Source organism: Paenibacillus woosongensis (assembly GCF_030122845.1).
Lineage (GTDB): Bacteria > Bacillota > Bacilli > Paenibacillales > Paenibacillaceae > Fontibacillus > Fontibacillus woosongensis_A.
This window is the reverse complement of sequence record NZ_CP126084.1, coordinates 3,507,134-3,527,499: the sequence shown is the minus strand read 5'-3', so window position 1 is coordinate 3,527,499 and position 20,366 is coordinate 3,507,134. Positions and strand designations below refer to the sequence as shown.

Below are 20,366 nucleotides of genomic sequence, written 5' to 3'. Positions count from 1 at the left end.
CCGTACTCCATACAGCATACTGGGTAACGGGCATTTTATTTATATTTTATTTACATGTAACATTAACATCGGAATTCGTGACTTAGCGCTGCAGAGTACCTTCCAACAGCCGCCTTAGCTTCTGGTCGATATGCTGGGGCCACAGCTGCAGCGGAGCCCCGCTGCCTCCGGCAGCTTCCAGCGCCGCGAACACGTCGATCTGTCCATATCCGTACATATTGTCATGGCCGGGATCGCCGAGATCGATGACGTTGCTGCGGATAATGTCCATGACCTCCGTATTTTTCAGATCCGGATTGATGGACCGTATCAAAGCGGCAAGTGCGGCCACATGCGGACTAGCCATCGAGGTGCCCGACAATGCGGCGTACTGGTTATCGGGATACGTACTGGCAATGCTTTCACCGGGAGCGACTACGTCAACATAGTCGCCGTAATTGGAGAACGACGCTTTCTTTAAATTGTTGTCGGTAGCCGACACGGACAGCACTTCGGGATATGCAGCCGGATATCCCGGCCGCTCCGTATTGTCATTGCCGGTGGCCGCGACCAGAACGACGTCCTTGTCGAAGGCATACTTGATGGCTTCATGCAGGAATTGGGCATCCGCATAGTTGCCAAGACTCATATTGATAACTTTGGCCCCGTTGTCCACAGCCCATATAATGCCCTGGGCAACGGAGTAGGTCGTACCCGAGCCGGACTGATCCAGCGCCTTAACCGGCAATATTTTGCCGCCCCACGTCATTCCCGCGATACCCTCATTGTTGTTTACGTTGGCTGAAATGATGCCGGCGACATGCGTGCCGTGTCCTACATCGTCCGTAGGATCCTTGTCGGGGTCGATGACATTATATCCTTTTAGCAGCCGTCCCTCCAGATCAGGGTGAGACAGATCCACGCCGGTATCGACAACTCCAACGATGACGTCATTGCTGCCCTTAGACAATTTCCAGCCCCGGTTCGTTTCGATGATGGGCAAATTCCACTGGTACTCCGAAAACAGCAAATCATTAGGAATTTCCGGCGAATCGGCCGCGGGCGCTGTTTCATTCGTCATATACAAATAATGCGGCTCGATAAAGGCCGGGCGCCATTTCTGGACGAAGTATTTTTTCAGCTCGTCCATGCTCATGCTATCCGATTGAAAAATATAGGTGTTGCGAATCGACCGCGGCTTATTCGTATGTTTTGCTTTAATATCCTTCTGGATTTGGGCGAGCTGTTGGTCGGACGGAGGTTCTTTAAAGGTCACGACGATTTCATTTTCATAAAAATGGCTTGCTTTTTCATTGTCATGCCCGGTTTTGACAGTTAGGTCTTTAAGCGTATCGGCATGCACCGACTCGATTTTGTATTTGCCCTCCTTCGGATAAGGGATCAAGCGCAGATTTTTGTCTTGATGTTCTTTGACGCGTCTTAGAATGTGGGTATCCATGACGGCGATGATTCCATCTTTGTTATGTTTGGAAGGCTCGGCAATGACAAAAAAATGCGGGTCCTTTTCCGGAAACACAGGCGATTCATAAGGCTCGGATTTGCGGAGCGCTTTTCGCGCCAGGGCGACATAGTAATTTGTCTGCTCCTGTACATCTGGGGCGGTTCGTTCATTGCTGCCGCGGAAATGCTTGTCCTTTCCCGTAGAGCTGTACAGCATAATCGAACGAAACTGCTTATGCCCTTTTTGCAGTTCCCGGATATCGGCGGACAGCTTTGATAACGAGGAATCCTTGATTCCTTCGGCCAGCGCCTGCAAATGTCTTTTGGCATCAAGTCTGGCCAGCCTTTCTGTCGCTGTGACGTCCCGGCGCAGCATCAACTGCTTCAACTGCTTTTCTTCTGCGGGCCTGGGCACCTCTGTCTGCTTCGTATTTTGCATAATTTGCTGTTTAGTCCGCTGCTGTCCCGCTTGCTGCTGTGGGCCAATATTAAACTGCGGCAACAACGCCAAGACCGTGATGGCTGCCACACCGGATACTCCAATAGCGACCCATCTGCCCCATTTCATGGATCATCCCTCCTGCTGTAGTTTCATGTAACTGTAGGTTGAGGATTTTGCCTTCATTTTATTCCTGAGCTTCTGTATCGATTTGACATAAATTCGGCCGCATATCCGGCATACCGTCGGGGGAAAATGTATGCGAGGTGATCAATATGCCAAATGAAAATAAACCAATTGTCAGATGCAGCGTATCGAATTGCGCTTATTGGGGGGAGCAGAATTATTGCAATGCGGATCTGATCATGATCGATATCGACAAGCATGCAGACCGCAAATATAATGCGGAATTCGCAGGCGAAGCTTTTGATAGCGAGCATAAGGATACCGCTAGTTCATCCGCCGCTACATGCTGTCATACGTTTAAGCCGAAATCATCGTAACAAAGCAAGTCATAATACTTTTGGAGGTGCAGAAGATGACGGATGAGAATAAGGATTATGTGGAGAATATCCTTGATGATGAAGAACTGACAGGCGATCCGAAGCGGGTGGACTATCCCCGCCGAACACACGAGGAGGAATATTCCGCCGAGGTTGCTCCCACAAGAACGTACGAAAGCTCCCGGACAGACCGTGAAGCGGATCAGGACGATGCAGGCGCAGATACTGGCACGGCAAGCCGAACCGTTGGCTATGTTGGCGTAGGTTTGGGAATCGCATCTTTATTTGTTTGGTCAATTGTGCTCGGGCCCCTTGCCGCAATTATGGGATTTTACGCCTACAGCCAGGGAAGCAAAACCTCAGGAGCCTGGGCGATCGGCCTTGGCGCCATCGCTACGCTCAGCTATTTCTTTTTGATTCCTTTTACTCGTTAATTCCAGTTTTCTCCGTATTGGCACAGACCTTCGTCTATTCAGACGAAGGTCTTTTCATGTAAACGAAATAATTTTTCGAAAAAAGGTGGTTATTGTCGCATTTCAAGTGTAAAATATAGGATATAGCATTCCATGGGGAGAAAGAGGAGTTAAGAACAAGATGGAAATCGATACGCGTACGATGGGACAGCTGATTCAGCTCCAAATGATGAATGATATCGACCTTCAAGGCACTTCTGTTCAAAGAACCTCTTCCGGAAGTGAAGGTTCTTTATTCGATATATTGCTGAAAGAATTGATGGTAGCGGAAGGACAGGAGCAGACATTGGCGCAGGGCGGCATGCCTGCTGCCGGCGGGATGCTGCCGGGCTCGCTTGAGGATGCCTTATGGTATTTTATCGGGCAAACTACATACAGTGATGCAGACATGGCATCGCTTCCCGTTGAAGCTTCTAGTTCAATCACTGGTTTGTCGGCACCGACAGGCGCGGGAAGGGATATCGACGAGCTCATCAGCCGTGCCAGCCGGGCTTACGGTGTAGCGGAGAGCTTGATTAAGGCCGTCATTGAGACCGAATCCTCCTTTAATGCCAATGCGGTCTCCTCTGCGGGAGCCAAAGGGCTGATGCAGCTCATGGATGGAACAGCTAGAGGATTGGGCGTAAGTAACCCGTTTGATCCTGCCCAGAATATCGACGGAGGCACGCGCTACCTGTCCTATCAGCTTCAGCGTTTCGGCGGTGTAAAGACAGCGTTGGCTGCTTATAACGCAGGGCCTGGGCGTGTCCAGCGCCTTGGTATCAGCAATGACCAGGAATTGATGGAGAAGCTGCACTTGCTCCCGAAGGAAACGCAGAATTATATTAGAAAGATTGAAACTGCTCAATTGAAGTATCAGGCTTAGCGGCTTGCGGGCAAGTGCTGGGCTTATATTCGTTATAGCAAGAAGTCAGAGATCATTTGAGAAAACGCTGATTCGCTGCGATTTCCCATTTGGTCTTTTTTTTGACAATGACGATATCGTCAGGAATCCGTTACAATAGACAAGGATTATATTGTTCATTAGGGGGGATGAAATGAAGTATTTTGATCACGCAGCCACTACGCCGCCCTATGAAGACGTTATTCGTACCGTTGGAGAAGTGATGGCCCAGCACTTTGGGAACCCGTCTTCCTTGCATCGTATGGGGGAGGACAGCGGGAAGCTGTTATCCAAAGCCAGAGAAGTGTGTGCGCATGCGCTTCAGGTTAATCCGGGGGAAATCGTGTTTACGTCGGGAGCCACGGAGAGCAACAATTTGGCAATCAGGGGCGCAATGGCCCGGTACCGCCAGCGTGGAAATCATATCGTGACGACCACGGTAGAGCATGCTTCCGTATATGAGACCTGCAGTCATCTGGAACAGCAGGGGTGCGAGGTGACTTATGTGCCGGTACAGGCCAACGGTGCTGTACGGGCCGAGGATGTCCTAGCAGCGGTTACCGAAAACACGGTGCTTGTGTCCGTCATGCATGTCAATAACGAGGTTGGGGCGGTTCAGCCGATCGCTGAAATCGGCAAAGCCTTGAAGGACCGTCATCCCCGGGTCCTCTTCCATGTTGACGGCGTTCAAGGATACGGCAAGCTGCCGCTGTCCATTCGGGACAGCCGGATTGACCTGTACAGTCTATCGGCTCATAAATTCCGCGGGCCTAAAGGAACCGGCCTCCTGTATGTCAGGGAAGGAGTGCATCTGACACAGCTGCTGACAGGCGGTGGGCAGGAAGGAGGGCTGCGCTCCGGTACCGAGAACATTCCGTACATTGTTGGTATGACGAAGGCGATGAGAATGGCGGCGGAACGCCAACCTGCTCTTGCTTCGCACTGGTCCAAGCTGAGCCGCGAACTCCATGAAGGACTGGCAGGCTTGCCTGGCCTTGTGGTCAATTCCAGCCCCGATGGAGCGCCGCATATCGTGCATTTCTCCTATCCGGGAATAAAGGCCGAGGCGATGCTTCATATGCTGGAGGAGGAGGGCTTCCTGGTTTCTACGCAGTCCGCCTGCTCCTCCAAACGAAGCGAACCAAGTCGTGTCCTGCTTGCTATGCAGAAAGGGAAGGATTGCGCTTTGTCGGGGATCCGCATCAGCTTGGGTGAAGAGCATACCGAAGAGGATGTCAGACAATTGCTGGGCGCTGTCAAGCGTACGATGGAGCGCCTGCAGATCGTGAAAGGTGGAAACAGATAAAATGCTGCAATATGATATGCTTCTGCTCCGTTTCGGGGAAATTACCGTTAAGGGCAGAAATCGTTCTCGTTTTGAAAAGGCTGCTTTAGCTCATGTTCAAGATTTGCTGCAGGCTTACCCGGCGACCGAAATCAAGAAGGAATACGGGCGGATTTATGTCGTCTTGAACGGAGAGCCTGCAGCCCCAATTATCGAGGTTCTGAAAAATGTATTCGGCGTTACGTCGATTAGTCCAGTCAAGGTAGCGGCAGCCGAGATCGATGAGATTATTACTCAGGCAGTCAGCTTCGTCGAGAGCATGAATGTCGCCAAGGAAACGACCTTTAAGGTCAATGCAAGAAGAGTGTGGAAGAAGTTCCCAGTATCTTCTCAGGAAATGAACCAAATCATCAGCTCGCCGATCCTGAAGTCGTGCTCCCATTTAAAAGTCGATGTGCGCCATCCAGAAATTGAGCTTCGCATCGAGGTTCGCGAGCAGGGGGCTTACCTGTTCTCCGAGGTCGTGCCAGCCGCGGGCGGGTTTCCGCGGGGGACGAACGGGAAAGCGATGCTTCTGCTGTCCGGAGGCATCGACAGTCCGGTTGCCGGATGGGCTGCGATGCGCCGGGGATTGGAAATCGAATGCGTGCATTTTCACAGCTATCCTTATACGAGCAAAAAGGCAGAGGAGAAGGTTATCGATCTTGCTCAGGTGCTGTCCGGATATTACGGAAAAATCAAGCTTCATCTCGTGCCGTTCACAGAAATTCAGACCACGCTCGCTGGCGGCAATCATGAGAACGTCATGATTACGCTCATGCGCCGGGCGATGCTGCGGATCGCCACCAATTTGGCCGAGCGAAACGGCGCACTTGCTCTGGTTACAGGGGATAGTCTCGGACAGGTTGCGAGCCAGACGCTGGCCAGCATGAACGTTATCGGAAAGGTTACGTCTCTGCCAATGCTTCGGCCGTTAGTGACGACCGACAAAGAGGAAATTATCGGATTGGCGCAGCAAATTGGTACTTATGAATTATCTATCCTGCCTTATGAAGATTGCTGTACCCTGTTTGTGCCGAAGTCCCCATCGACGAACCCGAATTTGCATATCATCGAGAAAATCGAGGCATCCCTGCCTCAACTGGATGAGCAAATCAAAGAAGCGGTCAGCAAGACCGAGACGATCGTGATCAAACCGGGTGAAACTGTCATTAGAAGATCGCAAGGAGAGCCGGTTGCACAGGATAAGTGGTTTTAGGAGGGGCAAAGGTTAGGTGCAGCTGTTTATATTCTGGAACAAATAACAAGGCTGCCTCACTAATATGGTGAGGCAGCCTTGTTATTTGTCATCCCAGCTTAGCGTGTAGCATGACGCGAGGGGCGTTTATTGTTCTGCTCGCGCCGCCGCTGCCTTTGCTTTGCTGCATAGCCGGCGCCAAGGACGCCTAAAATCGTCAGGACAATAAACACATATTTAACCACGGGCTTGTCCGCAAAAAACGGCTCCAAATGCGGCTCTTCCGTGATCATGTGGGAAGCGGTATAGGCGAGTACGGCAGAGCCCACATAAGCAATCCAGGGAAATCGTCCTAAGAGCTTGATGAAAAGGGTGCTGCCCCAGATGACGATCGGGACGCTGATCAGCAGGCCAAGGACGACAAGAATCATATGCCGCTGAGAGGCTCCGGCAACGGCGATCACATTATCGAGTCCCATCGCTGCATCGGCAATAACGATGGTCCTTACTGCAGGCCAGAGGGATTCCTTCGCATCTATCGTTTCATGGCCGCTCTCATCGACCAGCACCTTATAGGCAATGTAAACCAGCATAGCTCCGCCTATGGCGAGCAGCCAAGGAATATTGAGCAGCCATACGACAACAAGCGTCGCGGCGATTCTGAGCAGAACCGCTCCGCCCGTACCTAGCAGGATAGCTTTCTTCTGGATATGTGCGGGCAGCTTTCTGGCGGCCATGCCTATGACGATGGCATTGTCTCCAGCCAGGATTAGATCGATGAATATAATATTAATTAATGCGATAAAAAAAGCAGCGCTAAATAGTTCCACTATGGTCACTTCTTCCATCATTTTTTGCCATGCACTTTATTATTAATTCACTAAAAATGGTTTTTGTCCAGTGTTGTTTTTGTAAAAGAAAGGGTATAGCTTGGCACATCCCCTCATACAAGTGTATGGGAGGGATAAGCCTATGGAGCATGTAATATTGTTAACCGAAATCCTTATTATTAATTTGGTGCTTAGCGGTGACAATGCTGTCGTTATCGCCATGGCCAGCAGAAATCTTCCCCTTCAGCAGCGCAGGCAAGCCGTATGGTGGGGAGCGCTTGGCGCGGTGCTGATGCGCTGTATCCTGACATGGCTGGCGACGATTCTGCTCAAAATTCCCTATATTCAAGCCATTGGGGGAGTGCTGCTAGGTACGATTGCTTTTAATCTGCTCCACCACCGGGATAACGATTCGGCAAGAAGTCACGCGGACACGATTTGGAAGGCGATACAAACGATACTGTTGGCCGATTTTATCATGAGTCTGGACAATGTACTGGCGATTGCTGCTCTGGCTGACGGAGATCTTGCGATACTGATTATAGGCATTGCCATAAGTATACCCATTGTGATTTGGGGAAGTAATATCATTACAGGATGGCTGCAGCGGTTCCCAATATTGACATTCGCCGGTGCAGGCATATTAGGTTATACAGCCGGGGAAATGCTGATAAAGGATGCGAAATTAGGCGTTTTTTTGACAGAAATGCTGCCATCCGTACACGGGTGGATTCCGGTCATTCTTGCTGCGCTTGTTATTATGTTCGGTTGGATCGGCAATTATAAAGCGACATGAGGGAGTAGCGTTTTCGCTCTTCTTCATATAAACTGGAATAAGGATGGCACAAAAAGGGTAGTCCTGTCCGTAATTGTCAATTGGAAGGTGAGTGACAGAATGTCCGACAACAACAAGCTTATGACCGGCATACTGATCCTAGCTGCGGGAGTCATCATTTTGCTTGGGAAGTGGGGAGTATTCAGCTTTCTCGGAAAAGCGCTGTGGCCGCTGATTCTCTTGGTTCCCGGCATCCTGCTGCATATATGGGTTATCTCCAGAAGAGCTTCTGCCGAATTGCTGCTGCCCGCGGGGATTCTTGTCATATACTCCATTTTGTTCTTTATAGGCATTATTGGGGGCTGGACGTTCCTGTTCTACAGATTATGGCCGGCATTTATACTTGGCATTGCCGTAGGCTTGTTTGAGTATTATGCGTATTCACCGCAGCGTCAGAGCGGTATGCTGTTGATGGCCATTGTGCTCGCTGCTGCGTCCATCTTCTTACTGGGCTGGAGCCTGTTCGCCTTTTCCTTTGTTTATCTGCTGGCGATCATCATGATCGCTGCTGGGATCTGGCTGATTGTGAACCGCGGGGATAGCCGCCGAATCTGGTAGATCTCTGGAAAGTTCTTGAATTAATTCTGGTTTTGCGTATAATATTAAGGATAGATTAGCGTCGGAAGTTTTCGTCCGGCGCTTCTTTGGGTGGACCAGTCGGTATATGTCAATTTACTGCAAAGACGCAGACATGAAAGGATTTGGAGAAAACTTATGCATGATAGAAACAATATTCGCAATATAGCCATTATTGCTCACGTCGATCATGGCAAAACAACGCTTGTCGACAAGCTGCTTCAGCAGTCCGGCATTTACCGCGATAATGAAACTGTACAAGAGCGCGTCATGGACAACAATGATTTGGAGCGTGAGCGCGGCATTACAATTTTGGCGAAGAATACGGCAATTACGTACAAAGACTATTTGATCAATATCGTCGACACGCCGGGACACGCCGACTTTGGCGGAGAAGTGGAACGGATTATGAAGATGGTAGACGGTGTTCTGCTCGTAGTTGACGCTTATGAAGGCTGCATGCCGCAGACGAAATTCGTGCTTAGCAAGGCGCTGGAGCATCAGCTTACCCCGATTGTTGTCGTGAATAAGATCGACCGTCCGGCCGCTCGCCCATCGGAAGTCATCGACGAGGTGCTTGATTTGTTCATCGAGCTTGAGGCCAATGACGAACAGCTGGAATTCCCCGTCGTGTATGCATCCGCTTTGAACGGCACCTCCAGCTTGGATCCGGAGAAGCAGGACAGCAATATGCAGGCGCTGTATGACACGATTATCGATCATATTCCGGCGCCGACGGAGAACGTGGAAGAGCCGCTGCAATTCCTTGTAACGCTGATGGATTATAACGAATATTTAGGACGTATCGCGATTGGCCGGGTTAACCGCGGGGTCATCCGTCAAGGCCAGCCGGTTGCGGTCATGACGCGCGAAGGCGGCAAAAAATCCGCCCGGATAGAGAAGCTGTTCGGCTTCAAGGGCCTTAACCGCGTCGAAATCGATGAAGCCGGAGCAGGCGATATCGTAGCGATTGCCGGTATTAAAGATATCAACATCGGCGAGACGATCGCTGACCCGAATCATCCGGAAGCCTTGCCGGTGCTCAAAATCGACGAGCCGACTCTGCAGATGACCTTCCTTGTCAACAATAGCCCGTTTGCGGGCCGCGAAGGAAAATGGGTTACTTCCCGCAAGCTGCGCGAGCGTCTGATGAAGGAACTTGAGACCGATGTATCCCTCCGGGTAGATGAGACGGATAGCCCGGATGCCTTTATCGTGTCGGGACGGGGAGAATTGCATCTCGGCATACTGATAGAGAATATGCGCCGCGAGGGATATGAGCTTCAGGTATCCAAGCCGGAAGTGATCGTGAAGGAAATCGACGGAGTTAAGATGGAGCCGATCGAACGCCTGCTTATCGATGTACCGGAGGAGCATATGGGAACGGTTATGGAAAGTCTGGGTTCGCGCAAAGCGGAAATGGTCAACATGATCAATAGCGGCAACGGACAGGTTCGCCTGGAGTTCCTCATTCCTGCCCGGGGCCTGATCGGTTACGGTACGCATTTCCTCACGCTCACCCGAGGTTACGGCATCATGAACCATGCGTTTGACAGCTATGGACCGTTCGTTGGCGGACAAGTCGGAGGACGTCATCAGGGCGTTCTCGTTTCCAGCGAAAATGGCGTGTCGACCACGTATGGCATTCTGTCGATCGAAGATCGCGGCGTGCTGTTCCTCGAGCCCGGCTCGGAGATATACGAAGGGATGATCGTCGGAGAGCATAACCGCGACAATGATATCGTCGTGAATATTTGCAAAGAGAAGCAGCTGACTAACGTTCGTTCGGCGACGAAAGAAGAAACGGTGAAGATGAAGACGCCACGGATTTTCTCCCTGGAGCAGGCGCTGGAATACCTCAACGACGACGAATATTGCGAGATTACTCCCAAAAACATTCGCTTGCGGAAGAAAATTTTGAATAAGAGCGAACGAGAGCGTGCCGAAAAACATCGCAAAATGTCTGAAGCCAACTTATAATGGTGAAGTAAGGCTGTAAGAAAACTATAACGATGCTACTGCCTCGAAGGAGGGAACTGTGTTGCAACAATGGTTTGCCGATCACCCGGTGATCGCGTATATTCTCATTTTTGTATTGGTTACTTTCGTGTACAATAAGGTGTTTCGGGCCCAGCAGAAGCTGCCCTTATGGAAAGAAGTCATCTTGTACGTGTTGATGGCGATCGGCTCTTTCATGCTGCTCATTTTTCAAATCGACAAGCTGCCGATCATCCAGTGTCTTCTCGTAGCAGTTGCTCTTATGCTCATGGTGCGCATCCGCTATTTTGTGGAGGGGCGCCGGAACAAGAAGAACGGCTCATCCGCTGTGGAGGGAGACGGAGGAAATGCTCCGTAATTACCGGCAGCGGGGATTAGGCTTGTAACTATTTGAAGCGCAGATACGTTTTTAGTATTGTAGGTCAAATTGCTAATTCACATGAAAAAGGTGTTTTAATCCATGAGTTCTACACGTAGTGGCCTGCCTCCTCGGGAGCAAAGCCATAGAAAGTCACCTAAAAAAGGCTCTCGCAAGAAGAAAAAGAAAGCCAGCGGCTTCCAGATATTTCTGCGAACGCTGCTCACCTTGATGATTGTACTGGCACTCGGCGTAGGCGTGTACATCGGCTATTTGTCCGTCACGATCGATCAGGTCATTGAGGAGACCGGAACCGATCAGAAGGTTGCGCCGCAGCAGTCGGCCAAAGTCAAACCACTGACGATGCTGCTTTTGGGGACGGACTACCGTCCGGAGACGAAGACGCATCTTACCGACGTGATGATGGTCATCGCCATGAATCCCGACACAAAATCGGCTACCGTAGTATCGCTGCCGCGTGATACGCTGCTGGAGCTTAAGGGATACAAGCCTGACAAACTGAATGCTTATTATCCGAATTTTCTGGTCCAGGAGAAGAAGTCAGGAATTACAGCCAAATATGAGATGAAAACGATGATGAGCAAATATTTCGATCTGGACATCGATTACGTCACCGTATTGAATTTCCAGGGCTTCCGTGATGTTGTGGATGCGCTTGGCGGCGTCGATATCAATGTTGATGCGGATATGTGCTACCGCGACCGTGCGGATAATACGAACATCAACCTGAAGAAGGGACAGCAGCATTTATCAGGAGAGGATGCGCTCGGCTACGTCAGGTACCGCAAATCTAACTGCAGTCCAAGAACGAAGGCTTCCGATGACTTTGACCGCAACCGCCGCCAGAATGAAGTGCTGCATGCCCTCATCGATCAGGCTAAATCGCTTGACGGTGTGCTTGGTGCCGGGAAGGTGATCCAGTCGGTCGGCAAGAATATGGAGACGGATCTGGAATCCCAACAAATGAAGAACATCATCTCAGCCTATTGGAACATATCCAAGGAAAATGTGGCGTTCATGCCGGTCACCGGCCAATGGAAGAGCCCATACGTTTATTTGAACAAGGACGAGTTTGAGCAGGCTAAGCAGGCTCTGAAGGATGAGCTCTCGGGCAACAGGCCGGCAGCCGGTGAGACCGGGGATGCGGAGGCCGCGGTGGCAGGCAACTGATGATTGAAGGCAAGTTTTGCAGCATGCTATAATACAATCATATAGAAGGATTGTATAGGAGGGCTGGTTCATGTCTGATATCGTTACGCAGTTATCCGAACCTTTATATACTGCTTTCCAGTCCGAGATGTTTGTATTATTGAGCACCGTCGATATCGAGTCCGGCGGGCCGACTTCAAGCGCGATTTCCTGGGTCTATGCGCTGGATTATTCCACGCTTCGCCTTGCTCTTGACCATCGTTCGCGGCTGGTCGCCAATATCAAGGCTCACCCGAAGGTAACGATTACCGTCTTTGGCGAAGGGACAATCTATGCCATTAACGGCAGAGCGGCCGTAGCTCAAGACCCGCTTGAAATGGTTCCTTTCAAGATGTGCTGCTTCGACGTGCATATCGAGGCGGTTCGCAATGCTCTGTTCTATGGAGCTCAGCTTGTTGCTGCTCCCGTGTACAATAAAGTTTATGATCGGCGTGCAGCGGACATGCTGGACGCGCAAGTGTTTGAAGCCATGAAAAAAGCCTAGCGAATTGTTTTTCGCCGGGCTTTTTTTCGTTCTCATCTAACTATCGATTTCCTTGCGGAGCCATTTGCATGTTGTTATTTCTCTGTTTGTTCTGGTTTGCTTTGGATTTATAGGTATGGCTTTGCGTGGAAGGCTGGTTTACCGAAGCCCCTGGCTTGCGGCCTTGGATACCGTTTTCGGTTCTCGGTACGGTATCCCTCGGCATTTGCGGCATGATTCGACCGATAATATCGGCTAACTCCGTTGCAAACCCGGAAACAGGGTGTCCTTGCCTGATCTTGGAGCCGATTTCTGCAAGGCGGTTGTTCAAATCAACATCTGCGGTGACAATCGCACCGGCTCCATGCGGATCCTTGCTCAGAGCCTCGGCAACAGTGTACTTGATATTACCCACGCGGGCTCTTTCCAGCTTGCCGTCGACATCGATGCCGACTACGGCTGTATTGCCCAAAACAACACAGTGAGCTCCCTTTACACCGGGCACCCGCTTAACGAGCTGTTCCAGATGGGCTTGCTTATTAATTTGATTTTGGTTGCCGGCGTTTTGAGCCGCCGGTTTATTGCCTGGTGCGGTGCTTTGAGCCCGCGGGTTGTTGTTAGGTTGACCTTGGGGAGAGGGTGATGCCTTTTGTGATGTTGTATTACAGCCTGCAAGAAGAATAGCCGTCAGTAACAAACACAGCCATATTCGCATGTTAATCGTCCTTTCGGGAATAATGTCTGTCTTTAAGCTTCCCGCTAGCGGGAAGAAATATGTATGTAAATGAAATAGGCTGCAATGACAAGCGGTGGAGGGGATAACTGTGAAAAAGATATTTGTATTGGATACGAATGTATTGCTGCATGATCCCAATGCGATTTTTGCCTTCGAGGAACATGAGGTCGTCATTCCGGCCATCGTCTTGGAGGAAATCGACTCCAAGAAGAGGAACGCTGACGAACTGGGCCGAAATGCACGGGGAGTCTCCAGGCTGCTTGACGGACTTCGCGAAACAGGACATCTCCACGACGGGGTAAAGCTGCATAATGGCGGAACGGTGAAGGTGGAGCTAAACCACCGCAGCTTCGCCAAAGTACAGGAGATGTTCGGGGATATATCGAACGATAACCGGATTCTGGCTGTCGCGCTTAACTACCACCTCGAGGAAGCCGAGCTCGGCTCCTCTAAAACAGTCGTGCTGGTAAGCAAAGATGTCCTTGTCCGCATTAAGGCTGACGTACTTGGTCTAACAGCCCAGGATTACCTCTCCGACCGTACAGCGGGCCCAAGCGAGCTGTATGCCGGATACTCCACCGTCAAAGTACATCCCGGCGTAATTGACGAGTTTTATTCCTACCGCTCTCTGCCCATCAAGCCGCTGGGACTAACCTATCCGCTGTATCCACACGAATTCGTTATCCTGAAGGATGAAATGGGCAGTGGAAAATCAGCTCTGCTTAAGGTTAGCGAGGATAGCCTAAAGCTTGCTCCGCTATTTCTCAGCAATGAACCTGTCTGGGGGATCAGCGCGCGCAATGCCCAGCAGCGGATGGCCCTTGAGCTGCTGTTAAATGACGAAATCCCGCTTGTGACTATTACAGGTAAAGCCGGCACCGGAAAGACCTTGCTTGCTCTGGCTGCCGGATTACTGAAGGTAGAGGATGAGCATAAATATAAGAAATTGTTGATTGCCCGTCCCGTCGTTCCGATGGGGAAGGATATCGGATACCTGCCTGGAGAGAAAGAAGAGAAGCTTCGGCCATGGATGCAGCCTATTTATGATAACCTGGAATATTTGTTTGATACGAAGAAATCGGGGGATATCGATAAGATCCTCATGGGTCTCGGGAGCATACAGGTTGAGGCGCTGACTTATATACGAGGCCGCTCCATTCCAGGACAGTTCATTATTGTGGATGAAGCCCAGAATTTGACGCGTCATGAGGTGAAAACCATCGTGTCGCGGGTCGGAGAAGGTAGTAAAATTGTACTGCTTGGTGACCCTGAGCAAATCGACCATCCCTATCTGGATTCCGCCAGCAATGGTCTGACTTATCTGGTGGAACGCTTCAAAGAACAAAGCTTGAGCGGCCATATCACCTTGGAAAAGGGGGAACGATCCAAATTGGCTCAGGCCGCCGCAGATTTGCTGTAATTTTGCATATTCCTGAGAACAAATATCTAAAAATGAGCCGCCGGACTTAGCTTCGGCGGTTTTTGCCATGTTTTGTAGGGGACAAAGTATGAGGTAATTTGTTACAATAAGGGTTGATTGGATGTCGGACGGCGATCGGAACGCCAGAGAGGAAGAACAGGTGTGAAGCGTAGAAATTATTGGGTGCTTTTTGCGATCCTTTTACTTGCTTTAATTAACTTGTCTCCAAGTAAGCAGTCGACTCTTATTCGCAATGAGGAAGGCATCATTCCTGAGCCCGTATCTCTTCCGAACCCCAAAGAGGTTCAGGAGCCGGGGCATTTTCGGGTTGCTGTACAGATGAATGAAGGAGAATTTCTGCGTCTGCAGCAATGGAACTATGAATATATGAATCAGTTTGCGGATCAGGTAGAGCTGGTGAATTTGCCATCCGGTGAATCGTACCGCGATTTACTGCAGCAGTTCGAATTGGGGGAATCTCCGGATGTTCTGCTGCTGGACAATGTCTGGATACGGAAATTCGCTTCCAGCGGATATCTGCTGCCTGCTGAGCGCTACTACTCCAGCCCTTTATCAGGAGAGGTACTGAGCGTAACATTGGGCCAGAATGAATGGAATGGCTACTTATGGGGAGTCCCCTTTGATACCGATCCTTATGTATTCGCATACAATCCCGCATTAATCAAGGAATTAGGGCTGGATCATCCTCCGCAATCGGCCGACGACTGGGAGAAGCTTTTATCCTCATTCAAGAAGCAGAGCCGCATCCCAAGTCTTTTAGCGGTGGATATTAGCGAACCTTACGCGGCTCTATCCTTGCTTTGGCAGTTTGGCGGGAATGCGGCGGCAGGAAGCCCGCCGTTTGAAATGTCGGAGGGGATGCAGCGAGGCATTCGGTACCTCGAAGAACTTCGCCCTTATTTGCTTCGTTATGATACGGAAGCCCAATCTGCGTCAAACGTTTGGAAGCGCATTTATGATGGCGAGGTGGCGATTTGCCTTACCCGTTCATCGCAGATCAGAGACGGGCAGCATCCGCGAATGGAGGCATTCATACCCGATTCGGGGAATACGGGCACTACGATGTGGAGCTACGGGCGCAGCTTCGTAGTTTCCTCCAAGAGCCCAAATGCCGAAGCCGCAGGAGCGTGGATCGAGGAAATGACCGGAGCCGGCAGGCAGCGGGAGTGGCATGAAACTACAGGGCATCTGCCTGTCCTTAAATCGTTGTATTTTGAATTTGAAAGAAATAAAATACCGGCATGGGTTCCGGCCTCGCTGGTGGGAAGCAAGCCGGACGCGTTGCCCGTTGGCAGCCTTCTTCCCGAGCAAATGGAGCAGTTCGCCCGCCTGACGACGGATTTCATGAACAGTCGGCTCACCCTCGAGCAATACGGCAAGGAAATCACACAGATTGGGCGCGACAAATAAATAAGCGCAAGCAAGAAGCCCTCTAAAGAGAGAGCTTCAGCTTGACGGTCAAGGTTCCCTTCTGAATGTCTGCTTCGACGGCTTTCACGAAGGGAACTATTTTTTGCGGATAAAATCCGAGATCAAAATCTTTCTCCAGCTCTAGGCGCGTTGTGTCTGGCAGCTCCAGACCGTTGAACACGAGCCGATCCACATGGAACACGATGGCGTTCTGCGGAACGTCCTCTACGGTATAATGGCCTTCTACCCGGAGATTAAGGCCTTCCCGGCTTCCCGTAGCTACAATTTTATCCTCTTCGAAAAGGAATGCCATATTGCTGAGCAGATCATTTTTGCCGCGCAGGAAGGCGTTCAAATCCTCTTCACGAATAACGAGGACATATCCTCCGTTTTCCGAGACCAGGCTGTCTTGATGATCCTTCAGAAAGTCTTGAAAATCCATCATCGCCGAAGCGAGAGCCTTGAAGTAGCGGCGCACCTCATGCAACCCTACATTTTCCCAATAAGCCGTAAGCTCTTCGATCATCGCCCTCAGGTGCATGGGATCGGCGCTCGCTCCAAGCTTTCCGTCTACGCTGCGCTGCAGTTCTATCACACGTTCACGCTGCATCATCAGATCGTCTTTCATTTGCGCCAGCTCATCGGCCATCGCCGCCAGCTGCTTCCGGGATTTGTTCAGCTTGGCGAGCTCGTTTCTGTAGCCCGTGAGCACATCGCGATCCCGCTCCATGATCAACTGGTAGTAATCTAGTACCGTAAAGAAGTCCTTCCAGCTGTTTACGGACAGGAGAGCCGCAAGCAAATCCTCGCGTTCCCCCATATAATAGGCTCTAAGCCGGGCGCCGGCACGTTCCTGTGCGATCAGCAATTTCTCTTCTTTTCCGGCAAGCTCCTTGGACAGGTTAAGCATTGAACGTTCCGTGTCTTGCTGCTTCATTTCGACTCGGGCAATCTCCCGGTCAATTTCTATGATGGACAAGCTCTTCTCCAAAATCTCCTGCTCCTCTTCCGATAATGGGAATGCACGGGCATGGTTTAACGGGAAGACTAGAACTATAACTAGCGACGCTGCCAGCAAGCAGGAGGAGCAGAAGGATATGAGACGTCTGTTCAAGAGCGTTCCTCTCCTTGGGTTGGTCTATAAATATATATGATATCAGGACAAGAAATAGTCTTAATGAAAAAGGCGACTCGGCCTTGGCCGAATCGCCCTTGATTGAAAGAGTGAGTTAATCCTACTCGTTCAGCACACCTATGGATTAGAGAGGCAGTCCCATCTGGAAGATCGTCCAGTAACTGAAGCCCGTAAAAGCGACGATCATGTATCCCCAGAACAGCAGGATATACGTTCTCTCCGTAAACTTCAAGTAACCAAAGATGACGAAAAAAGCCGTTTGCAGGAAAAATAGCAGGGCCATTTCGATATGGTTACCGGCAAAGGCCATAAGTCCAATGGTTAATGTGAAGAAGCCAAGGACGCGGTACATGCGTGCCACAAATAAGTCCCCCTTTCGTATGTATCGGCGACATCCAATTTTCTATACCTCATTATACCCGTAACCCTAACAACTGTAAACGAAAAGTCACCAAAGATTAACGATTGATTCCCGGACAAGTGATTCATGTTATGGAGTATTGTTGTTTGCGGATTAAGAATTTTTCGCATTTTATCGAACGAGGTATGACAGCCCTTTATTTTGGACATACAAAATAGTATCAAATAGATTCTATGAACTCTATGAGAGGCATAGGATGGAATATGAAGCTTTTTTACCGATTACACCGGCCCGGAATCGTGCCCGGAAGACGGTTATATTAGGATGTCGTTAGGAGGTTTTTATAGCATGACAGCTGTGAGACAAGATGCATGGAGCGCGGAGGACGACTTGATCCTGGCCGAGGTAACCTTGCGCCATATCCGCGAAGGGAGTACCCAACTGACTGCGTTTGAAGAGGTGGGGGAACGAATTGGGAGAACGGCAGCAGCTTGCGGTTTCCGCTGGAACAGCTGTGTCCGTAAAAAGTACGAAGCGGCTATTGGCATTGCCAAGGCGCAGCGGCAGAAACGGAACTATATGAAAAAGCAGGGATCGATCGCCAGCCAAACCTCGATCGCTTCTTTGGCTTCTGTAGATCTGGAAGAAGGACTCTATAAAAGTGAAGGGGTTACGGAAGAAACGATTTCCATCGATGCAGTTATCCGGTTTTTGCGGGGGTGGAAGAATACGGTTCAGGAAACGAACCGATATGTAAAGCAGCTTGAGAAAGAGCTTCGGGAGAAGGATGAAGAGCTGGCCGTGCTGCGTGAAGAGAAAGAGCGTTTGTCGGATCAGGTCAACGAAGTACAGACCGATTACAGGGTGGTAAACGATGATTATAAAGCGCTGATTCAAATCATGGACCGGGCGCGGCGGCTTGCATTTCTGAATGAAGAGGATGAAGAGTTAAAGACGAGATTCAAAATGGATGCGAACGGCAACCTGGAGCGAATCGAATAACACCTTTAAGCTCTAATTGAGAAATTCCGGTATTTTGATGCCGGAATTTCTTTGTGTTGTGGGGACGAGGTCTGGTATAAAGGAAATAACAGAAATGCGGAAAGGGTGGAGAGGATGAAATTCGAGATCGTTGGATCGGGCGCACTCGGTTTGCTCTTTGGAAGCAAACTGGCTGCTTCTGGTCAAGGGGTCCGGTTTTGGACAAGAACGGCGGAGCAGGCCGAGCTGCTGGTTCAGAAGGGTATCGTTTTGCAGGAAGGAGAAGGAAGCGCTCCGGCCGTCCTCGCAGTTTCGGCCGCCCATCCACTGCAAGATGCCGCCGGCTTGGCACGACCGGATGGACATGCCGATTGGGTTATGCTGGTAACGAAGCAACGGCATATCTGCAGCAGCCTAGTTAAAGGGCTGCAGCCACTGCTTGGGCCTAAAACGAATATCCTGTGCTTTCAAAATGGAGTCGGGCATTTGGAATATTTGTCAGCAAGCTTTCCTGGCACCCCGATTTATGCGGCTATTACGACCGAAGGAGCGAAGCGTCCTTTCCCATGGCAGGTCATCCGTTCTGGGCAGGGGACGACCACGATCGGCATGGCAGAACAGAGCGGCGAATCAGCGGATTTATGCTCAAAAAATGCCGCAGAAAAATTAATTGATGCCCTTAATATGGCAGGATTTTACGCACTTCTGTCGAAACACATCGATAGGGAAATTTATAGAAAACTGCTTGTTAATGCTGTGATTAATCCGCTGACTGCGATTTGGCGAATCCCCAACGGCGAACTATTGGATTCCGCAGAACGCAGGGCGCTGCTGAAGCAGCTTTGCGATGAGGCGGCGGCGATATACACGGCCCGGGGCATTCCTTTCGAAGGGGATGCTTACGAGTTAGTAGCGGAGGTATGCCGCTTGACGGCGAGCAATACTTCCTCGATGCTGAAGGACGTACTGCAAGGAACGCCGACGGAAATCGACTATATTAACGGCCGGCTCGCAGAAATGGCCAAACAGGCCTGTGTTTCGGCTCCCGGCCACGAATTGTTATGGCGGCTCGTTCGCGGACTACATAAGTGATTAGCCGAACTGTGGCAAATTAAATGAGGAAATGCCATTTGTTGAAATATTTGCAGGAGGTGGAACCATGAGTCTGTTAAGTGATACTTTGACCATACTCGCTATCGTGCCAATTATTCCATTTTTGCTCGTCTATTTCATTCATCTTTACTTGAAAAAAGATAAGAAAGCGGCGCTGCTGCTTGCAATGGACGTATCGACGCTATTTTTCATTCTAGCGGCTGCGGCCCTGTTCAACATTGTTTTCAAATCCGGATTCGGACTCTACCTCATTGTGCTGATTCTGCTCATTGCTGCCGGACTTATCGGCGGCGCGCAAAACCGCTTGAAAGGGAAAGTGGATATCAAGCGGCTGCTTCGTGCGGTATGGCGTCTCGCGTTCGCCGGAACGGGGGTTGCTTACGTTCTCTTATTCCTAATCAGCTTTATTACATATATTTGGACAGCATGAGTCTACATAAACGCGTGTGATGGAGCCTTTACACAAGCTGACAACAAGCTGACACATTTGGCGGTCAAAAGCGGCAAAATTGATGCCATAAGCAGAAGCCAATAATGTAGAAAGGACTATTTTGTTAAGAAAATGTAAAGGATTTTATTAACAATAGTTCAATTTCTGAAATTATGTATTGGATTTTTTGACCGCTGGTTGTATAATCT

General features: G+C 50.2%; 21 protein-coding genes. 16 read left to right on the top strand and 5 right to left on the bottom strand.

What is annotated here, in order from left to right:
- Nucleotides 1–82: 82 nt before the first annotated feature.
- On the bottom strand, nt 83–2,008 hold the full coding sequence (locus QNH46_RS16315; protein WP_283925201.1) for a S8 family peptidase: 1,926 nt from the start codon (nt 2,006–2,008) through the stop codon (nt 83–85).
- A 146-nt stretch (nt 2,009–2,154) separates the two neighbouring features.
- On the opposite strand from QNH46_RS16315, the gene QNH46_RS16310 reads away from it, so the two are divergent.
- The 5 genes from QNH46_RS16310 (at nt 2,155) to thiI (ending at nt 6,281) form a co-directional block, all read left to right on the top strand.
- Nucleotides 2,155–2,382: a DUF1540 domain-containing protein gene (locus tag QNH46_RS16310; protein ID WP_155610421.1), complete on the top strand. Its 228-nt coding sequence runs from the start codon at nt 2,155–2,157 to the stop codon at nt 2,380–2,382.
- A 35-nt stretch (nt 2,383–2,417) separates the two neighbouring features.
- Nucleotides 2,418–2,816 carry a hypothetical protein gene (locus tag QNH46_RS16305; RefSeq protein ID WP_244996367.1) on the top strand — a complete coding sequence of 133 codons (399 nt, stop codon included), beginning with the start codon at nt 2,418–2,420 and terminating at the stop codon, nt 2,814–2,816.
- 160 nt (nt 2,817–2,976) lie between these two features.
- Nucleotides 2,977–3,720, top strand: a complete 744-nt coding sequence (locus tag QNH46_RS16300) for a lytic transglycosylase domain-containing protein (RefSeq protein ID WP_283925200.1) — start codon at nt 2,977–2,979, stop codon at nt 3,718–3,720.
- 172 nt (nt 3,721–3,892) lie between these two features.
- Complete coding sequence (locus QNH46_RS16295) at nt 3,893–5,044, top strand: cysteine desulfurase family protein (RefSeq protein WP_283925199.1); 1,152 nt, start codon at nt 3,893–3,895, stop codon at nt 5,042–5,044.
- 4 nt (nt 5,045–5,048) lie between these two features.
- On the top strand, nt 5,049–6,281 hold the full coding sequence (thiI, locus tag QNH46_RS16290) for a tRNA uracil 4-sulfurtransferase ThiI (RefSeq protein ID WP_283928466.1): 1,233 nt from the start codon (nt 5,049–5,051) through the stop codon (nt 6,279–6,281).
- Nucleotides 6,282–6,379: 98 nt separating this feature from the next.
- Here the strand turns inward: thiI and QNH46_RS16285 are convergent, their stop codons facing one another.
- A complete protein-coding gene (locus QNH46_RS16285; RefSeq protein WP_283925198.1) occupies nt 6,380–7,108 on the bottom strand; it encodes a TerC family protein in 729 nt (242 codons plus the stop codon).
- Between the two features lie 124 nt (nt 7,109–7,232).
- Between QNH46_RS16285 and QNH46_RS16280 the strand changes: the two genes are divergently transcribed.
- The 6 genes from QNH46_RS16280 (at nt 7,233) to QNH46_RS16255 (ending at nt 12,571) form a co-directional block, all read left to right on the top strand.
- Nucleotides 7,233–7,886: a TerC family protein gene (locus QNH46_RS16280; RefSeq protein ID WP_213590215.1), complete on the top strand. Its 654-nt coding sequence runs from the start codon at nt 7,233–7,235 to the stop codon at nt 7,884–7,886.
- Nucleotides 7,887–7,985: 99 nt separating this feature from the next.
- Nucleotides 7,986–8,483 (top strand): hypothetical protein, encoded by a 498-nt coding sequence (locus tag QNH46_RS16275; RefSeq protein ID WP_213590216.1) that lies wholly within the window; start codon nt 7,986–7,988, stop codon nt 8,481–8,483.
- A 156-nt stretch (nt 8,484–8,639) separates the two neighbouring features.
- Entirely contained in the window at nt 8,640–10,481 is a 1,842-nt protein-coding gene (typA, locus tag QNH46_RS16270) for a translational GTPase TypA (RefSeq protein ID WP_213590217.1), read from the top strand.
- A gap of 61 nt (nt 10,482–10,542) precedes the next feature.
- On the top strand, nt 10,543–10,857 hold the full coding sequence (locus QNH46_RS16265; RefSeq protein ID WP_213590219.1) for a YlaH-like family protein: 315 nt from the start codon (nt 10,543–10,545) through the stop codon (nt 10,855–10,857).
- A 102-nt stretch (nt 10,858–10,959) separates the two neighbouring features.
- Complete coding sequence (locus QNH46_RS16260) at nt 10,960–12,048, top strand: LCP family protein (protein ID WP_283925197.1); 1,089 nt, start codon at nt 10,960–10,962, stop codon at nt 12,046–12,048.
- A 70-nt stretch (nt 12,049–12,118) separates the two neighbouring features.
- Complete coding sequence (locus QNH46_RS16255; protein ID WP_213590223.1) at nt 12,119–12,571, top strand: pyridoxamine 5'-phosphate oxidase family protein; 453 nt, start codon at nt 12,119–12,121, stop codon at nt 12,569–12,571.
- 40 nt (nt 12,572–12,611) lie between these two features.
- On the opposite strand, the gene QNH46_RS16250 is transcribed toward QNH46_RS16255, so the two are convergent.
- Nucleotides 12,612–13,265 (bottom strand): YhcN/YlaJ family sporulation lipoprotein, encoded by a 654-nt coding sequence (locus tag QNH46_RS16250; protein WP_283925196.1) that lies wholly within the window; start codon nt 13,263–13,265, stop codon nt 12,612–12,614.
- Between the two features lie 109 nt (nt 13,266–13,374).
- On the opposite strand from QNH46_RS16250, the gene QNH46_RS16245 reads away from it, so the two are divergent.
- Nucleotides 13,375–14,706 carry a PhoH family protein gene (locus tag QNH46_RS16245; RefSeq protein ID WP_213590227.1) on the top strand — a complete coding sequence of 444 codons (1,332 nt, stop codon included), beginning with the start codon at nt 13,375–13,377 and terminating at the stop codon, nt 14,704–14,706.
- A gap of 162 nt (nt 14,707–14,868) precedes the next feature.
- Nucleotides 14,869–16,137: an ABC transporter substrate-binding protein gene (locus QNH46_RS16240; RefSeq protein ID WP_283925195.1), complete on the top strand. Its 1,269-nt coding sequence runs from the start codon at nt 14,869–14,871 to the stop codon at nt 16,135–16,137.
- Between the two features lie 22 nt (nt 16,138–16,159).
- Here QNH46_RS16240 and QNH46_RS16235 read toward each other — a convergent pair whose 3' ends face one another.
- Together QNH46_RS16235 and QNH46_RS16230 are read right to left on the bottom strand one after the other, a co-directional pair.
- On the bottom strand, nt 16,160–17,251 hold the full coding sequence (locus QNH46_RS16235) for a coiled-coil domain-containing protein (protein ID WP_283925194.1): 1,092 nt from the start codon (nt 17,249–17,251) through the stop codon (nt 16,160–16,162).
- A gap of 145 nt (nt 17,252–17,396) precedes the next feature.
- Complete coding sequence (locus tag QNH46_RS16230; RefSeq protein WP_110932156.1) at nt 17,397–17,633, bottom strand: DUF2626 family protein; 237 nt, start codon at nt 17,631–17,633, stop codon at nt 17,397–17,399.
- Nucleotides 17,634–17,981: 348 nt separating this feature from the next.
- Between QNH46_RS16230 and QNH46_RS16225 the strand changes: the two genes are divergently transcribed.
- The 3 genes from QNH46_RS16225 (at nt 17,982) to QNH46_RS16215 (ending at nt 20,157) form a co-directional block, all read left to right on the top strand.
- On the top strand, nt 17,982–18,635 hold the full coding sequence (locus QNH46_RS16225) for an RsfA family transcriptional regulator (protein ID WP_213590231.1): 654 nt from the start codon (nt 17,982–17,984) through the stop codon (nt 18,633–18,635).
- A gap of 114 nt (nt 18,636–18,749) precedes the next feature.
- Nucleotides 18,750–19,706: a ketopantoate reductase family protein gene (locus tag QNH46_RS16220; protein WP_283925193.1), complete on the top strand. Its 957-nt coding sequence runs from the start codon at nt 18,750–18,752 to the stop codon at nt 19,704–19,706.
- A gap of 67 nt (nt 19,707–19,773) precedes the next feature.
- Nucleotides 19,774–20,157: a DUF3397 domain-containing protein gene (locus QNH46_RS16215; protein WP_155610408.1), complete on the top strand. Its 384-nt coding sequence runs from the start codon at nt 19,774–19,776 to the stop codon at nt 20,155–20,157.
- Nucleotides 20,158–20,366 lie beyond the last annotated feature (209 nt).

What these genes read in the sequence shown, in the direction of transcription:
- QNH46_RS16260 (WP_283925197.1), top strand. Translation starts at nt 10,960, where the DNA reads ATGAGTTCTACACGTAGTGGCCTGCCTCCTCGGGAGCAAAGCCATAGA.
- QNH46_RS16295 (WP_283925199.1), top strand. Translation starts at nt 3,893, where the DNA reads ATGAAGTATTTTGATCACGCAGCCACTACGCCGCCCTATGAAGACGTT.
- QNH46_RS16255 (WP_213590223.1), top strand. Translation starts at nt 12,119, where the DNA reads ATGTCTGATATCGTTACGCAGTTATCCGAACCTTTATATACTGCTTTC.
- QNH46_RS16285 (WP_283925198.1), bottom strand. Translation starts at nt 7,108, where the DNA reads ATGGAAGAAGTGACCATAGTGGAACTATTTAGCGCTGCTTTTTTTATC.
- QNH46_RS16250 (WP_283925196.1), bottom strand. Translation starts at nt 13,265, where the DNA reads ATGCGAATATGGCTGTGTTTGTTACTGACGGCTATTCTTCTTGCAGGC.
- QNH46_RS16225 (WP_213590231.1), top strand. Translation starts at nt 17,982, where the DNA reads ATGACAGCTGTGAGACAAGATGCATGGAGCGCGGAGGACGACTTGATC.
- QNH46_RS16315 (WP_283925201.1), bottom strand. Translation starts at nt 2,008, where the DNA reads ATGAAATGGGGCAGATGGGTCGCTATTGGAGTATCCGGTGTGGCAGCC.
- QNH46_RS16310 (WP_155610421.1), top strand. Translation starts at nt 2,155, where the DNA reads ATGCCAAATGAAAATAAACCAATTGTCAGATGCAGCGTATCGAATTGC.
- QNH46_RS16305 (WP_244996367.1), top strand. Translation starts at nt 2,418, where the DNA reads ATGACGGATGAGAATAAGGATTATGTGGAGAATATCCTTGATGATGAA.
- typA (WP_213590217.1), top strand. Translation starts at nt 8,640, where the DNA reads ATGCATGATAGAAACAATATTCGCAATATAGCCATTATTGCTCACGTC.
- QNH46_RS16220 (WP_283925193.1), top strand. Translation starts at nt 18,750, where the DNA reads ATGAAATTCGAGATCGTTGGATCGGGCGCACTCGGTTTGCTCTTTGGA.
- QNH46_RS16280 (WP_213590215.1), top strand. Translation starts at nt 7,233, where the DNA reads ATGGAGCATGTAATATTGTTAACCGAAATCCTTATTATTAATTTGGTG.
- QNH46_RS16275 (WP_213590216.1), top strand. Translation starts at nt 7,986, where the DNA reads ATGTCCGACAACAACAAGCTTATGACCGGCATACTGATCCTAGCTGCG.
- QNH46_RS16215 (WP_155610408.1), top strand. Translation starts at nt 19,774, where the DNA reads ATGAGTCTGTTAAGTGATACTTTGACCATACTCGCTATCGTGCCAATT.
- QNH46_RS16300 (WP_283925200.1), top strand. Translation starts at nt 2,977, where the DNA reads ATGGAAATCGATACGCGTACGATGGGACAGCTGATTCAGCTCCAAATG.